We start from the raw sequence: 14722 nt of genomic DNA, 5'->3' as shown, positions 1-14722 counted from the left end.
GGACCTCCAGGGAAGCGAGGGGTGGCGGGCAGGCCTTTACATTAGCGGCCTGCCCGGCCCTGAATAATCCGCTGATCATTCCGGTCACGCGGGCAGGCTGAAGTTCAGGGAGCGGAGCGCCGAGGGCGTCGTACCGCTGGACTTCTCCTGGTACATGACCGACAGGAAGTGGTCCTGACCGATCCGCGACTCGTCGAACACGACCTCACCGAAGGCGTTCAGCCCGGCTCCGACACCGTCGTACAGCATCGTCCAGTCGGTGTACCCCGAGGCCGCGGAGGCGCCGGCGATCCGGAGGAAGGGGAAGATCGCGTAGGCGTTGTCGTACTTGTCGAGGAACAGCTTGGTGCGCTGGCTGGAGTTCAGCGGCACCGGTATCTCGGTCTTCTGCCAGGCGCCGGAGGCGTTCTTACGGACGTGGAAGGCACGGCCGTTGTTGGTGCGGTCGGTGACGTAGTTCGTCGTGCACTGCCCGAAACGGCCGGGGATGTAGCTGATGATCGCGTGGGGGCGGCCCGCCGAGTCGGTCCACTGGCTCTCCTGGTTCATCAGGGAGTGGTCCGGGTTCAGTGAGTCGATCACCAGCCCGCTGTCGGTGACGGCGACCCTGTCGGAGCTGCCGGTGGTGCCGACGAGGGTGCCCGCGTTGTTGCGCCAGGTGCGGCCGCGGTCGTCCGAATAGACGTAGCCGGTGTCGTGGTTGGTGATGCCGCCACTGTTGCACATCACCGCGCCGTTCTGCTCGCGCCAGGTGAAGAAGGAGTGCAGGCGGCCGTTCTTGTCGTAGTCGATGCCGTGCAGGTACATGTTGCGGGCCGTGCTGGAGCCGTGCTCGCTGGTGTAGGTGCCGGTGGAGCTGGTCCACTCGCCGAGGTTCGTCCAGGACGTGCCGTCGTACTCGGCGATGGCGTTGCGGCCGTTGCCGGAGATGGCCACGCGGTAGCTCAGCTGGAGCTTGCCCTCGGGCGTCGAGACGAACTGCGGGTAGGTGAACTGCGAGGTGAGGGCGAGGCCGTCGAGGGTGGACTGGGGAGCGCCGAACCGGCTCGTGGTCCAGCTCAGTCCGCCGGGGTTGTCCATGAGGCCGGCCACCGACTTGACGTAGGTGAAGCCGTCGCTGTGGGAGTCCATGTTGAGGTGCAGCCGGCCGTCGACCTTGGAGATGCCCATGGAGATGACATTGTGGGAGTCGTTGTACCGGAGGGTGTGGCCGACCTGGACGGTGGACCACGTGTTCGAACCGAACAAGCGGCGGGCGACGACAGCGTTGCGGTCGGCGGTGTACCAGACGGCGTACTGGTAGCCCTTGTAGGTCAGCATCGCGTTCTTCTGGAACGCGTTGTTGTTGACCAGTCCGTTGTACGACACGAAGAAGATGGCCTGGGTGTCGAGCGTGGTGGTGCCGGTCAGGGTGACCGAAGGGCCGGGGTCGGCGGCACGGGCGGTGGCAGCGCCGAGGACGGGGGTCACCACGGCGCCGGCGAGGGCGGCGCCGAGCAGCGTACGTCTTTTCATCTCGGGGGACTCCGTTGTCTTGCGAGGTGAGAGGGGCGGGGTATGGAGAAACAGGGGTGGTCAGGCGAGGTGGAACACCTCGGTGAGGGGCTTCATGGCCTCGTCGGGTCGGGCGCCGTCCAGCGATTCGAAGAACGGCGCCATCTCCGCCTGCCAACGGGCGTTGATCTCGGTGGCTTCCATGCCGGCCTGGGCGGCGGCGAAATCCTCGGTCTCCAAGTAGCCGACCAGCAGGCCGTCTTCGCGCAGGAAGAGCGAGTAGTTGTGCCAGCCGGTGGCCGAGAGTGCGTCGAGCATCTCGGGCCACACGGCGGCGTGCCGCTCGCGGTACTCGTCGAGGCGGTCCGCCCGGACCTTCAGCAGAAAGCACACACGTTGCATCAACAGCCCCCGGGAATCAGAAGTTGAACTGGTCGATGTTGTCCTTGGTGAACACGGTCGGCTTTCCGAGGCTGATCACGCCGTCCTTGCCGATCGTGTACTCGCCCATGTCGCCGGCCTTGAAGGTCTCGCCCTCCTTGCCGGTGATCTGCCCCGACACCAGCGCGACGGCGGTGTAGGCGGCCAGCTCGCCGAGCTTCGCCGGGTCCCACAGCTCGAAGCCCTCGACGGTGCCGTTCTTGACGTACTTGCGCATGTCGTTGGGGGTGCCGAGACCGGTCAGCTTGACCTTGCCCTTGTACTTCGAGCCGGACAGGTACTGGGCGGCGGCCTTGATGCCGACGGTGGTCGGGGAGATGATCCCCTTCAGGTTCGGGTACTCCTGGAGGAGACCCTGGGTCTGCTGGAATGACTGCTGGGCGTCGTCGTTGCCGTACGCGACCTTGACGAGCTTCATGTCCTTGTACTTCGGGTCCTTCAGCTCCTCCTTCATGAAGTCGATCCAGATGTTCTGGTTCGTCGCGGTCTGCGCGGCGGACAGGATCGCGATCTCGCCCTTGTAGCCGATCTGCTCGGCGAGCAGCTGCACCTCGGTACGGCCCAGGTCCTCGGCGCTGGCCTGCGAGACGAAGGCGTTGCGGCAGTCGGCCTTGGTGTCCGAGTCGTACGTGACGACCTTGATGTCGTTCTTCATGGCCTGCTTGAGCGCGGTGCACAGGGCGCCCGGGTCCTGCGCGGACACGGCCATCGCGTCGACCTGCTGCTGGGTCAGCGTGTTGACGTAGGAGACCTGCCCGGAGGTGTCCGTGGCGCTGCTCGGGCCGACCTCCTTGTAGTTGGAGCCCAGCGCCTTCAGCGCCTTCTCGCCGCCCTTGTCGGCGGAGGTGAAGTACGGGTTGTTGACCTGCTTGGGCAGGAAGCCGACGGTCAGGCCCTTCTTGGTGGCCGCGTTGGGGTCGGCCTGGCCGGTCGCGGCGGCCGAGGCGCCCTCGTCCTTGACGTCGTTCTTGGTGGTACCGCCACAGGCCGTGAGGGCCAGGGCGAGGGAGGTGGTGGCGGCGAGGGCCGCGGAGGCCCGGCGGATCGATGACTTGCGCATGACTGGTTCCTTCTTTTTACGAGGGTGAGCGGAGCGTTACGAGGTCGGAGCCGGTGTCGAGGTGGACACCGGTGCCGAGGCGGCTCTGCGCCCCGCCCTCGCGATGGAGATCTGCCGTGCGACCCGGGGGCCGAGCACGGAGACGACGAGCAGAACGCCGGTGACGACGATCTGCGACTGGGCGGAGACGTTCAGGAGGCTCATCACGTTCTGCAGTGCGCCGAGGAGGAAGACCCCCGCGATCGCGCCGCCGAGCGTGCCCTTGCCGCCGTCGAAGTCGATACCGCCGAGCAACACGGCCGCCACGACGGAGAGTTCGAGTCCCGTGGCGTTGTCGTAGCGGGCGCTGGCGTAGTGCAGCGCCCAGAAGATCCCGGTGAGGGAGGCCATCAGACCTGTCACCGTGAACAGGACCAGCTTCTGCCGCTTGACCCGGATACCGGCGAAGCGTGCGGCTTCCTCGCTGGCACCGATCGCGAACAGCGAGCGGCCGAACGGGGTGGCGTGCAGTGCGACCACGGCGATCGCGAGCAGCACGAGGAAGGGCAGGAGCGCGTACGGGATGAAGGTGTCGCCGATGCGTCCGGCCGCGAAGTCCAGGTACTGGGTGGGGAAGTCGGTCACCGCGTCGGAGCCGAGCACGATCTGTGCGATGCCCCGGTAAGCGGCCATGGTGCCGATGGTGACGGCGAGGGAGGGCAGCCCGAGCCGGGTGACGAGCAGGCCGTTGATCAGCCCGCAGACCACTCCGAGGAGCAGACAGATCGGGATGATCACCTCGATCGTCAGGCCCTGGTTCCACAGGGCGCCCATCACCGCGCCGGAGAGGCCGGCGGTGGAGGCGACCGACAGATCGATCTCGCCGGAGACGACGAGGAGGGTCATGGGCAGCGCGACGAGCGCGATCGGGAGGGTGTTGCCGATCAGGAAGGACAGGTTGAGCCCGTTGCCGAACCCGTCCACGAACCCGAAGGACAGCAGCAGGACGACGACGAGGAGGGCGCCGACGACCGTATCCCAGCGGATGGCGCGCGCGAGCGACGAGTCAGCCATGGCGGGCGTTCCTCTTCTTCAGTGCGGACGCCACGCGCAGGGCGACGATCCGGTCGACCGCGATGGCGAGGATGAGCAGGGTGCCGTTGATGGCCATGACCCACACCGAACTGACGCCGAGGGCGGGCAGCACGCTGTTGATGGAGGTCAGCAGCAGTGCGCCGAGCGCGGCCCCGTAGACGCTGCCGGAGCCTCCGGTGAAGACCACACCGCCGACCACGACCGCGCTGACGACGGTCAGTTCGTAGCCGCTGCCCGTGCTGGAGTCGACGTTGCCGAACCGGGCGAGGTAGAGCGCGCCGGCGAGTCCGGCGAGGGCGCCGCAGAAGGTGTACGCGGCGAGGATCCGCTTGCGCACGGGGATGCCGGCGAGCCGGGCGGCCTCGGGGTTGGAGCCGAGCGCGTACAGCTCACGGCCGCTGCCGAAGTGCCTGAGGTAGTAGGCGGTGGCGATGAGTACGGCGAGCGCGATCAGCGCGAGATACGGCACCGCCGTGATTCCGCCGGAGCCGAAGTCGACGAATCCGTCCGGGAGGTCGGCCGCCGTGATCTGCCGGGAACCGACCCAGATGGAGTCGATGCCGCGGATGATGTAGAGCGTGCCGAGGGTGACGACGAGGGCGGGTACCTGTCCGAAGCTGACGAGCAGCCCGTTGAGGAGGCCGAAGCCGATACCGAGGAGGACGGCCAGGACGACGGCCACGACGGGGTTCCCGCCGTCCTGGAGGTAGACGCCGGCGCCGAAGGCGCTGATGCCGAGCGTGGAGCCGACCGACAGGTCGACGTTGCGGCTGATGACCACCAGCGACTGGCCGGTGGCGACCAGGACCAGGATCGTCGCGTTCAGCAGCAGGTCCTTGATGCCCTGTTCGGACAGGAACTCGCTGTTGCCGGCCTGGGTGATGCCGATCATCACCAGGAAGACGAGCAGGATGGCGAGTTCGCGCATCTTGAACACGCGGTCCACCAGCCGGGTGCCGCTGGACTTGGGCACCTCGGCCGCGGGGGCGGGGTTGGGAGCGGTCACCGTCATGCGGCGGCCCTCCCGGTGGCTGCGGCCATCACCGTTTCCTCGGTTGCTTCGGAGCGCGGGATCTCGGCGGTGAGGCGGCCCTCGTGCATCACGAGCACGCGGTCCGCCATACCGAGGATCTCGGGCAGGTCGGAGGAGATCATCAGAACGGCCACCCCGTCGGCGGCCAACTGACTGAGCAGGCGGTGCACCTCGGCCTTCGTACCGACGTCGATGCCCCGGGTGGGCTCGTCGACGATCAGCACCCTGGGGCCGGTGGCGAGCCACTTGGCCAGGACGACCTTCTGCTGGTTGCCGCCGGACAGCGTGTTGACGGTGTCGGCGATGCGGGCGTACTTCACCTGGAGCTTGACGGCCCAGTCGAGGGAACGGCTGCGCTCGGCGCCCCGGTCCATGAGGCCGGCCCTGACGGTCGTGCGCAGGCCGGTGAGGCCGATGTTCCGCTCGATGGACATGTCCATCACCAGGCCCTGGGCGCGCCGGTCCTCGGGGACGAGGGCGAGCCCGGCGGCCATGGCGGTGGAGGGCGCCCCGTTCGTGAGGACCGTGCCGTCCACCTCGACCTCGCCGGCGTCCCAGCGGTCGATGCCGAAGACGGCCCGGGCCACCTCGGTGCGGCCGGCGCCGACGAGTCCGGCGAGGCCGACGATCTCGCCGTGCCGCACCTCGAAGGAGACGTCGGTGAAGACGCCCTCGCGGGTCAGTCTGCGGACGCTGAGCGCGACCTCGCCGGCCTGCACGTCCTGCTTCGGGTAGAGCTCTTCGAGATCGCGGCCGACCATGCGCCGTACGAGATCGTCCTCGGTCATGCCGTCGATCGGCTCGCTGGCGATCCAGGCGCCGTCGCGCAGGGTCGTCACCCGCCGGCAGATCTGGAAGATCTCCTCCAGCCGGTGCGAGATGAACAGCACGGCCGCGCCCTGTTCGCGCAGGGTGCGCACGACGCCGAAGAGGCGGGCCACCTCGCTGCCGGTGAGGGCCGCGGTCGGCTCGTCCATGATCAGGACGCGGGCGTCGAAGGAGAGCGCCTTGGCGATCTCGACGATCTGCTGGTCCGCGATGGACAGGCCGCGCGCGGGGCGGTCGGGGTCGAGTTCGACGCCTAGGCGCTGCATCAGGGCGGCGGTCGCCGCGTGGGTGGCCTTGTGGTCGATCCGGCCGAGGACGCGCCGGGGCTGGCGGCCCATGAAGATGTTCTCGGCGATCGACAGATCCGGAAAGAGCGTGGGCTCCTGGTAGATCACGGCGATACCCGCGTCGCGGGCGTCGCCTGGGCCGTGGAAGACGACGGGCGCGCCGTCGAGCAGCACCTGGCCGGCGTCGGGTCGGTGCACCCCGGCGAGCGTCTTGATGAGGGTCGACTTGCCGGCGCCGTTCTCACCGGCGAGTGCGTGCACTTCGCCGGGAAACAGCTCCATGGAGACGTCCCGCAGGGCGCGCACCGCACCGAAGGACTTCGAGATGTCCTTGAGCGCCAGCACAGGGGCCGGCCCCGGGTCGGACGGGTGGGTCATGAGGGCTCCTCGACGACGCCTGTGGGACTGGCCTCACGGCGTCGTGAAAGGTTTCAACGGGATTGCCGGGACGTTAGACATGGCAGCCATGTCACGTCAATGGGTCCGTGTCGAAATTCTTTCGATAATTGAAGGTCACAGGCAAGTCACGGCGGGCCGAATCAGTCAGAGGACTTGACACCCCTCCGGGGGGCTCATAGCTTCCCGTTCTGAATCGTTTCATCAGATCGTCGATCAGCGTGCTGTTTCCCAGCAGTCGTTCCGACCCGATGTCACAGGAGTCCTGAAGTGACCGAGCTCAGCGCGGTGAAGGCCGCTCTCAAGACCCAGGCCATCGAAACGCCGTCGTGGGCGTATGGGAATTCGGGTACCCGTTTCAAGGTGTTCGCGCAGCCCGGCGTACCCCGCGACCCCTTCGAGAAGCTGGACGACGCCGCCCAGGTCCACGCCTTCACCGGGGTGGCCCCGACCGTCGCCCTGCACATTCCGTGGGACAGGGTCGAGGGCTCCGACGGATACACGAACCTGGCCAAGTACGCCGAGGAGCGCGGCCTGAAGCTGGGCGCGATCAACTCGAACACCTTCCAGGACGACGACTACAGGCTCGGCAGCGTCTGTCACCCGGACGCGGTGGTGCGGCGCAAGGCCGTCGACCATCTGCTGGAGTGCGTCGACATCATGGACGCCACCGGGTCGAACGACCTCAAGCTCTGGTTCGCCGACGGAACGAACTATCCCGGCCAGGACGACATCCGTGAGCGGCAGGACCGGCTCGCGGAGGCGCTGGCCGCGGTGTACGCGCGACTGGGCGACGACCAGCGGATGCTCCTTGAATACAAGTTCTTCGAGCCTGCCTTCTACACGACCGACGTCCCGGACTGGGGCACCGCGTACGCGCACTGCCTCAAGCTCGGGCCGAAGGCGCAGGTCGTTGTCGACACCGGGCACCACGCCCCCGGCACCAACATCGAGTTCATCGTCGCGACGCTGCTGCGGGAGGGGAAGCTCGGCGCGTTCGACTTCAACTCGCGGTTCTACGCGGACGACGACCTGATGGTCGGCTCGGCGGACCCGTTCCAGCTGTTCCGGATCATGTACGAGGTGATCCGGGGCGGCGGGTTCGTGCCCGAGGTCGCGTTCATGCTGGACCAGTGCCACAACATCGAGGCGAAGATTCCGGCGATCATCCGGTCCGTGATGAACGTGCAGGAGGCCACGGCCAAGGCGCTCCTCGTCGACACCGACGCGTTGGGCGCTGCTCAGCGGTCGGGGGACGTGCTGGCCGCCAACGCGGTGCTGATGGACGCGTACAACACGGATGTGCGGCCCTTGCTTGCGGAGGTCCGGGGCGAGATGGGGTTGGACGGCGACCCGATCGCCGCGTATGCCCGGTCCGGGTGGGCCTCGAAGATCGCTGCGGAGCGGGTCGGCGGGGCGCAGGCGGGGTGGGGCGCGTAGGTCCTGGGTTTCGTCTGCCTGGTTCGGTTGGTCGCAGGCGTTCGGCTGTCTGCGGTTGATCGCGCCCACGCGGCGGAGCCGCAAATCGATACAGCCCCGCGCCCCTAGGGGGGCGCTCCCTCTCGCCCTCGTCGAAAACGTCACGTAAGGATTGATCACGCATGGCTACCCATCCTGAAGCCGCTGCTCTTCTCGCTCGGTCCCGTCGGCTTGGTGCCGATCCCCGGAACACCAACTACGCCGGTGGGAACACCTCCGCGAAGGGGACCGACACCGATCCCGTCACCGGTGGTGATGTCGAGCTGATGTGGGTCAAGGGCTCCGGGGGTGACCTGGGAACCCTGACCGAGGGCGGGCTGGCCGTGCTGCGGCTGGACCGGCTGCACGCGCTCAAGGGTGTGTATCCGGGCGTGGAGCGCGAGGACGAGATGGTCGCCGCGTTCGACTACTGCCTGCACGGCAAGGGTGGGGCGGCGCCGTCCATCGACACCGCCATGCACGGGCTCGTCGACGCCGCGCACGTGGATCACCTCCACCCCGACTCCGGTATCGCGCTGGCCTGCGCCGCCGACGGGGAGAAACTGACCGCCGAGTGTTTCGGGGACAGCGTGGTGTGGGTGCCGTGGCGGCGCCCCGGGTTCCAGCTCGGCCTGGACATCGCCGCCGTGAAGGCCGCCAACCCTCAGGCCATCGGATGCGTCCTCGGCGGACACGGCATCACCGCCTGGGGCGACACCGCCGAGGAGTGCGAGAAGAACTCGCTGCACATCATCCGTACCGCCGAGACGTTCCTCGCCGAGCGCGGGAAGACGGAGCCGTTCGGTCCGGTCATCGAGGGGTACACCGCCCTCGCGCCGGAGGAGCGGCGCGAGCGGGCCGCCACGCTCGCCCCGTACGTGCGGGCCATCGCCTCGCAGGACAAGCCGCAGGTCGGGCACTTCACCGACTCGGACGTCGTTCTGGACTTCGTGTCGCGCGGCGAGCACCCGCGCCTCGCGGCACTCGGTACCTCCTGCCCCGACCACTTCCTGCGCACCAAGGTCAGGCCGCTCGTCCTCGACCTGCCGGCCTCCGCTCCCCTCGACGAGGCGATCGCGCGGCTGAAGGAGCTGCACGCCGAGTACCGCGAGGAGTACGCCGCCTACTACGGGCGCAACGCCCTGCCCGACTCCCCCGCGATGCGCGGCGCCGACCCGGCGATCGTGCTGATCCCGGGCGTGGGCATGTTCAGCTTCGGCAAGGACAAGCAGACCGCGCGGGTGGCCGGCGAGTTCTACGTCAACGCGATCAACGTGATGCACGGGGCCGAGGCGGTCTCGACGTACGCGCCGATCGAGGAGTCGGAGAAGTTCCGGATCGAGTACTGGGCCCTTGAGGAGGCCAAACTCCAGCGGATGCCCAAGCCGAAGGCGCTGGCCACCCGGGTCGCTCTGGTGACCGGTGCGGGCAGCGGGATCGGCAGGGCGATCGCCGAGCGGCTGGTCGCCGAGGGCGCCTGCGTCGTCGTCGCCGACCTCAACGCGGAGAACGCCCAGGCTGTGGCGGAGGAGCTTGGTGGCCCGGACAAGGCCGTCGCCGTCACCGTGGATGTCACGTCCGAGGAGCAGATCGCCGAGGCGTTCCGGGCGGCCGCCCTGGCCTTCGGCGGAGTGGACCTCGTCGTCAACAACGCCGGGATCTCCATCTCCAAGCCGCTGCTGGAGACCTCGGCGCGCGACTGGGATCTGCAGCACGACATCATGGCGCGCGGTTCGTTCCTCGTCTCGCGCGAGGCGGCGCGGGTGATGATCGCCCAGGAGCTCGGCGGCGACATCATCTACATCGCCTCCAAGAACGCCGTCTTCGCCGGCCCGAACAACATCGCCTACTCCGCGACCAAGGCCGACCAGGCGCATCAGGTGCGGCTGCTCGCCGCCGAGCTCGGCGAGCACGGCATCCGGGTCAACGGCATCAACCCCGACGGTGTGGTGCGCGGTTCCGGGATCTTCGCCGGCGGCTGGGGCGCGCAGCGCGCGGCGACGTACGGCATCGAGGAGGAGAAGCTCGGCGAGTTCTACGCCCAGCGGACCATCCTCAAGCGCGAGGTGCTGCCCGCGCACGTGGCCAACGCCGTCTTCGCGCTGACCGGTGGCGAGCTCACGCACACCACGGGACTGCACATCCCGGTCGACGCCGGCGTCGCCGCCGCCTTCCTGCGATGAGCAAGACCGTGAGGTCGTACGCCGCGGTCGACCTCGGCGCGTCCAGTGGGCGCGTCATGGTCGGCCGGGTCGGGCCGGACACGCTGGAGCTGGCCGAGGCGCACCGGTTCGTGAACCGGCCCGTGCGGGTGCCCGAGGGGCTGCGCTGGGATGTTCTCGCGCTGTACGCGGGTGTCCTCGACGGTCTGCGGGCGGGCGGTGCCCACTGCGGTGGAGAACTCGACTCCGTCGGCATCGACAGCTGGGCCGTGGACTACGGCCTGCTGGACGCCGACGGCGCCCTGCTCGGCAACCCGGTGCACTACCGCGACACCCGCACCGAGGGTGTCGCGGAGAAGGTGTGGGCGAGCGTCCCGGCCGACGAGCTGTACGCGGCGACCGGGTTGCAGTACGCGCCCTTCAACACCCTCTACCAGCTGACGGCGGCCTGCGGCACCCGCCAACTGGCCGCGGCCGAGCGGCTGTTGCTCATCCCCGATCTGCTGACGTACTGGCTGACGGGCGAGGCCGGCACCGAGCTGACCAACGCCTCCACCACTCAGCTGATCGATCCCCGCACGCGCGACTGGGCACATGACATCGCGCGGAGACTGGACATCGACCTCGGGCTGTTCGCGCCGCTACGGCAGCCCGGTGATCCGGCGGGTGTGCTGCGGGCCGAGGTGCTGGAGGAGACCGGGCTCACCGGACCCGTGCCGGTGACCACCGTCGGGTCGCACGACACCGCCTCCGCGGTGGCGGCCGTTCCCGCGGTGGACGAGCGGTTCGCCTACATCTGCACCGGCACCTGGTCCCTGGCCGGCCTGGAGCTGGACGCGCCCATCCTCTCCGAGGAGAGCCGGGCCGCCAACTTCACCAATGAGCTGGGACTAGACGGCACGGTCCGCTATCTGCGCAACATCATGGGGCTGTGGCTCCTCCAGGAGTGCGTTCGGGCCTGGGGCGACCCCGACCTGGGCACGCTGCTGCGGGCGGCGGCCGAGGCGCCGGGCCTGCGGTCCGTGGTGGACGCGGGGGACGCGGCGTTCCTGGCGCCCGGGCGGATGCCGGAGCGGATAGCCGAGGCCTGCCGGGCCTCCGGGCAACCGGTGCCGCAGACTCCGGGCGAGATCACCCGCTGCATCCTCGACTCCCTCGCCCTCGCCCATCGGCGGGCGGTGGCGGACGCCCAGCGGCTCGCCGGGCACTCCGTCGACGCCGTGCACATCGTCGGGGGCGGGACGCGCAACGAGCTGCTGTGCCGGCTCACCGCGGATGCCTGCGGATTGCCGGTGGTGGCGGGCCCGGCCGAGGCCGCCGCGCTCGGCAACGTCCTCGTCCAGGCGAGGGCCCACGGTCTCGTCGGCGACCGTACGGACATGCGCCGGCTGCTCGCCCGTACCCAGCCGCTGACCCGCTACGAGCCGTCCGGCGACCCGGCGGCCTGGCGCGCGGCGGAGGCCCGTCTCACCGAAGTCCGGTGAGACGGGATTTCCCCGCTATGCGACCTCCGCGTACCCTGCACTCATCCGATGACCGACCACTAGGAGCCGCGATGCGTGTCGCCCTGTTCCTTACCTGTGTCAACGACACGCTGTATCCGGACACGGGCCGCGCCGTGGTGAAACTGCTGACCAGGCTGGGTGTCGAGGTCGACTTCCCGATGGCGCAGACCTGCTGCGGGCAGGCGCACTACAACACCGGGTACCGGCACGAGGCTGAGCCGCTCGCCCGGCATTTCTCCGATGTCTTCGGAGGGTACGAGGCGATCGTCACGCCCTCCGGGTCGTGCGGCGCGATGGTGCGGGAGCTGTATCCGCGGATGGGTGAGCGGGCGCGGGCCGAGGGGCGCGGGGACGGGCTCGCGGCCACGCTGGCGCCCCTGGTTCCGAAGACGTACGAGCTGACGGAGTTCCTGGTGGATGTGCTGGGGGTGACGGACGTGGGGGCCTACTACCCGCACACCGTCACCTATCACCCGACGTGCCACGGGCTGCGCGGCCTCGGGCTCGCCGACCGGCCGCTCGAACTGCTCCAGGCCGTCAGGGGACTGAAGCTGCGGGAGCTGCCCGGCGCCGACGAGTGCTGTGGTTTCGGCGGCACGTTCGCGCTGAAGAACGCCGATGTCTCGGCGGCGATGGGCACCGACAAGGTGCGCAACGCCGAGTCGACGGGGGCGGAGGTGCTGTGCGCAGCCGACAACTCGTGTCTCATGCACATCGGCGGGACCATGACCCGGTTGAGCACCGGGATGCGGCCGGTGCACATCGCGGAGATCCTGGCCAGCACGGAAGAGGAGCCCCTGGCATGAGCGGGACGTTCGTCGGGATGCCGAGCTTCCCCAAGGCGGCCCACGAGGCGGTGGGCAACGAGACCCTGCGCGGCAATCTGCGCCACGCCACCCACACGATCCGCGGCAAGCGGGCCAAAGCCGTCGCCGAGATGTCGGACTGGGCGGAGTTGCGGGAGGCGGGCAAGCGGATCAAGGATCACACGCTCCGTCATCTCGACACCTACCTGGTCCAGTTGGAGGAGTCGGTCACGGCGGCGGGCGGCGTCGTGCACTGGGCCGCCGACGCCGAGGAGGCCAACCAGATCGTCATCGACCTGGTGCGGATGACCGGCGAGTCCGAGGTCGTCAAGGTCAAGTCGATGGCGACGCAGGAGATCGGCCTGAACGAGGCCCTGGAGGCCGAGGGCATCGCGGCCTACGAGACCGATCTCGCCGAGCTGATCGTGCAGCTGGGCAAGGACCGGCCCTCGCACATCCTCGTACCGGCGATCCACCGCAACCGGGGCGAGATCCGGGACATCTTCGCGCGCGAGATGAGCGAGTGGGGCCGCCCGGCTCCCGAGGGCCTCACCGACACGCCCGCCGAGCTGGCCGAGGCGGCGCGGCTCCACCTCCGGGAGAAGTTCCTGCGCGCCAGGGTGGGCGTCTCCGGCGCCAACTTCATGGTCGCCGAGACCGGCACCCTGGTCGTGGTCGAGTCGGAGGGCAACGGGCGGATGTGCCTGACCCTGCCCGAGACGCTGATCTCGGTCGTCGGCATCGAGAAGATCGTGCCGACCTGGCGGGACCTGGAGGTCTTCCTCCAGACACTCCCCCGCTCCTCGACCGCCGAGCGAATGAACCCGTACACGTCGACCTGGACCGGCACGACGGACGGTGACGGCCCGCAGACCTTCCATCTGGTCCTGATCGACAACGGCCGCACCGACACCCTCGCCGACGAGGTCGGCCGCCAGGCCCTGCGCTGCATCCGCTGCTCGGCCTGCCTGAACGTCTGCCCGGTGTACGAGCGGGCCGGCGGTCACGCCTACGGCTCCGTCTATCCCGGCCCGATCGGCGCCATCCTCAGCCCCCAGCTCCGGGGCACCGCGAGCGAGATCGACGCCTCCCTCCCGTACGCCTCCTCGCTGTGCGGGGCCTGCTACGAGGTCTGCCCGGTCGCCATCGACATCCCCGAGGTGCTGGTGCACCTGCGCGAGCGCGTCGTCGAGGGCGGGCCGGTGACCCGGGAGGGCAACAAGGTCGTCCTGAAACCTGCGAAGGGCCACGCCGCCGAACGGGCCGCGATGCGCGCCGCCCGCTGGGCGTTCAGCCACCCCGGCGCCCTGCGCACCGGACAGCGCCTCGCCTCACGCACCCGCCGCTTCCACCCTCGCACCCTGCCCGGCCCCGGAAAGGCCTGGAGCGGCACCCGCGACCTGCCGGCCGTGCCGGCGGAGCCGTTCCGCGACTGGTGGCAGCGCACCCACGGCGGAAAGGACACCACGAAGTGAACAGCCGCGACCTGATCCTGGGCCGGGTGCGGCGCGCACTCGCCGACGTACCCCGCGACGACACGCCGTACGACCAGGCCGTCGACCGCGACTACCTGCGCGTGCACGGAAACCTCGGTGTCGACGAGACGGTCGAGCTCCTGGCCGAGAACCTGGTGGACTACCGGGCGATCGTGCACCGCTGCACCACCGGCGAGCTCCCGGCACTGCTCGCCGGGATACTGGCCGCGCACGGCTCCGCATCGGTGGTCGTGCCGCCCGGGCTCCCGCCGGAGTGGCTGTCGGCCGCGGCTCCGGCCGGGGTCGACGACAGTGCGGTGAGCACGGCGTACGACCTGGACGAGGTCGACAGCGTCGTCACGGCCTGCGCCCTGGCCATCGCCGAGACCGGCACCATCGTGCTGGACGGCGGCCCGGACCAGGGCCGCCGCCGGATCACCCTGATCCCCGACCACCACATCTGCGTCGTCCGCGTCCCGGACCAGGTCGTTTCCTCCGTGCCGCAGGCCCTTGAACGCCTCGACCTGACACGGCCGTTGACCTGGATCTCCGGTCCGTCCGCGACCAGTGACATCGAACTCGACCGGGTCGAGGGGGTGCACGGTCCGCGCACCCTGGAGGTGGTGCTGGTGAGCGGTGACGGTCCGTCGGGCGCGGAGGTCGATCCGTCCGGCTGATCAGGACCCCTTGCCCGTCCTGTCGC

The 14722-nt window shown here is 69.3% G+C and carries 12 protein-coding genes; 6 read left to right on the top strand and 6 right to left on the bottom strand.

Annotated features, from left to right (window positions below; genetic code table 11):
• Window positions 1-84: 84 nt before the first annotated feature.
• The 6 genes from RB628_RS06215 to RB628_RS06190 are packed head-to-tail and all read right to left on the bottom strand — an operon-like array spanning window position 85 to window position 6595.
• Window positions 85-1515, bottom strand: a complete 1431-nt coding sequence (locus RB628_RS06215) for a BNR repeat-containing protein (protein WP_318319270.1) — start codon at window positions 1513-1515, stop codon at window positions 85-87.
• 60 nt (window positions 1516-1575) lie between these two features.
• Window positions 1576-1896, bottom strand: coding sequence for an L-rhamnose mutarotase (locus RB628_RS06210; protein ID WP_318319269.1), 321 nt, complete (start codon window positions 1894-1896; stop codon window positions 1576-1578).
• A 16-nt stretch (window positions 1897-1912) separates the two neighbouring features.
• Window positions 1913-2995, bottom strand: coding sequence for a rhamnose ABC transporter substrate-binding protein (rhaS, locus tag RB628_RS06205; protein ID WP_318319268.1), 1083 nt, complete (start codon window positions 2993-2995; stop codon window positions 1913-1915).
• Between the two features lie 36 nt (window positions 2996-3031).
• Complete coding sequence (locus RB628_RS06200) at window positions 3032-4048, bottom strand: ABC transporter permease (RefSeq protein WP_318319267.1); 1017 nt, start codon at window positions 4046-4048, stop codon at window positions 3032-3034.
• A complete protein-coding gene (locus RB628_RS06195; RefSeq protein WP_318319266.1) occupies window positions 4041-5081 on the bottom strand; it encodes an ABC transporter permease in 1041 nt (346 codons plus the stop codon). The genes RB628_RS06200 and RB628_RS06195 overlap by 8 nt, the downstream gene beginning before the upstream one ends.
• Window positions 5078-6595 (bottom strand): sugar ABC transporter ATP-binding protein, encoded by a 1518-nt coding sequence (locus RB628_RS06190; RefSeq protein WP_318319265.1) that lies wholly within the window; start codon window positions 6593-6595, stop codon window positions 5078-5080. The genes RB628_RS06195 and RB628_RS06190 overlap by 4 nt, the downstream gene beginning before the upstream one ends.
• Window positions 6596-6883: 288 nt before the next feature.
• Between RB628_RS06190 and rhaI the strand changes: the two genes are divergently transcribed.
• From rhaI to RB628_RS06160, 6 genes are all read left to right on the top strand, one after another.
• Complete coding sequence (gene rhaI, locus RB628_RS06185) at window positions 6884-8053, top strand: L-rhamnose isomerase (RefSeq protein WP_318319264.1); 1170 nt, start codon at window positions 6884-6886, stop codon at window positions 8051-8053.
• Window positions 8054-8214: 161 nt separating this feature from the next.
• On the top strand, window positions 8215-10254 hold the full coding sequence (locus RB628_RS06180) for a bifunctional aldolase/short-chain dehydrogenase (protein WP_318319263.1): 2040 nt from the start codon (window positions 8215-8217) through the stop codon (window positions 10252-10254).
• Entirely contained in the window at window positions 10251-11717 is a 1467-nt protein-coding gene (locus RB628_RS06175) for a rhamnulokinase family protein (protein ID WP_318319262.1), read from the top strand. The genes RB628_RS06180 and RB628_RS06175 overlap by 4 nt, the downstream gene beginning before the upstream one ends.
• A 71-nt stretch (window positions 11718-11788) precedes the next feature.
• Entirely contained in the window at window positions 11789-12544 is a 756-nt protein-coding gene (locus RB628_RS06170; protein WP_318319261.1) for a (Fe-S)-binding protein, read from the top strand.
• Entirely contained in the window at window positions 12541-14019 is a 1479-nt protein-coding gene (locus tag RB628_RS06165) for a LutB/LldF family L-lactate oxidation iron-sulfur protein (protein WP_318319260.1), read from the top strand. The genes RB628_RS06170 and RB628_RS06165 overlap by 4 nt, the downstream gene beginning before the upstream one ends.
• Window positions 14016-14696, top strand: a complete 681-nt coding sequence (locus RB628_RS06160; RefSeq protein WP_318319259.1) for a LutC/YkgG family protein — start codon at window positions 14016-14018, stop codon at window positions 14694-14696. Before RB628_RS06165 ends, RB628_RS06160 begins: the two co-directional genes overlap by 4 nt.
• Window positions 14697-14722: the final 26 nt, after the last annotated feature.

Origin of the sequence: Streptomyces sp. ADMS (genome assembly GCF_033441795.1) — a bacterium.
In the GTDB taxonomy this organism is placed as follows: domain Bacteria; phylum Actinomycetota; class Actinomycetes; order Streptomycetales; family Streptomycetaceae; genus Streptomyces.
Note: the sequence above shows the minus strand (reverse complement) of the source record. Positions and strands in the feature narration are given on the sequence as shown.

Bases quoted from the DNA above. Each gene is read 5' to 3' on its own strand.
- RB628_RS06215 (WP_318319270.1), bottom strand. From the start codon at position 1,515: ATGAAAAGACGTACGCTGCTCGGCGCCGCCCTCGCCGGCGCCGTGGTG.
- RB628_RS06210 (WP_318319269.1), bottom strand. From the start codon at position 1,896: ATGCAACGTGTGTGCTTTCTGCTGAAGGTCCGGGCGGACCGCCTCGAC.
- rhaS (WP_318319268.1), bottom strand. From the start codon at position 2,995: ATGCGCAAGTCATCGATCCGCCGGGCCTCCGCGGCCCTCGCCGCCACC.
- RB628_RS06200 (WP_318319267.1), bottom strand. From the start codon at position 4,048: ATGGCTGACTCGTCGCTCGCGCGCGCCATCCGCTGGGATACGGTCGTC.
- RB628_RS06195 (WP_318319266.1), bottom strand. From the start codon at position 5,081: ATGACGGTGACCGCTCCCAACCCCGCCCCCGCGGCCGAGGTGCCCAAG.
- RB628_RS06190 (WP_318319265.1), bottom strand. From the start codon at position 6,595: ATGACCCACCCGTCCGACCCGGGGCCGGCCCCTGTGCTGGCGCTCAAG.
- RB628_RS06180 (WP_318319263.1), top strand. From the start codon at position 8,215: ATGGCTACCCATCCTGAAGCCGCTGCTCTTCTCGCTCGGTCCCGTCGG.
- RB628_RS06175 (WP_318319262.1), top strand. From the start codon at position 10,251: ATGAGCAAGACCGTGAGGTCGTACGCCGCGGTCGACCTCGGCGCGTCC.
- RB628_RS06170 (WP_318319261.1), top strand. From the start codon at position 11,789: ATGCGTGTCGCCCTGTTCCTTACCTGTGTCAACGACACGCTGTATCCG.
- RB628_RS06165 (WP_318319260.1), top strand. From the start codon at position 12,541: ATGAGCGGGACGTTCGTCGGGATGCCGAGCTTCCCCAAGGCGGCCCAC.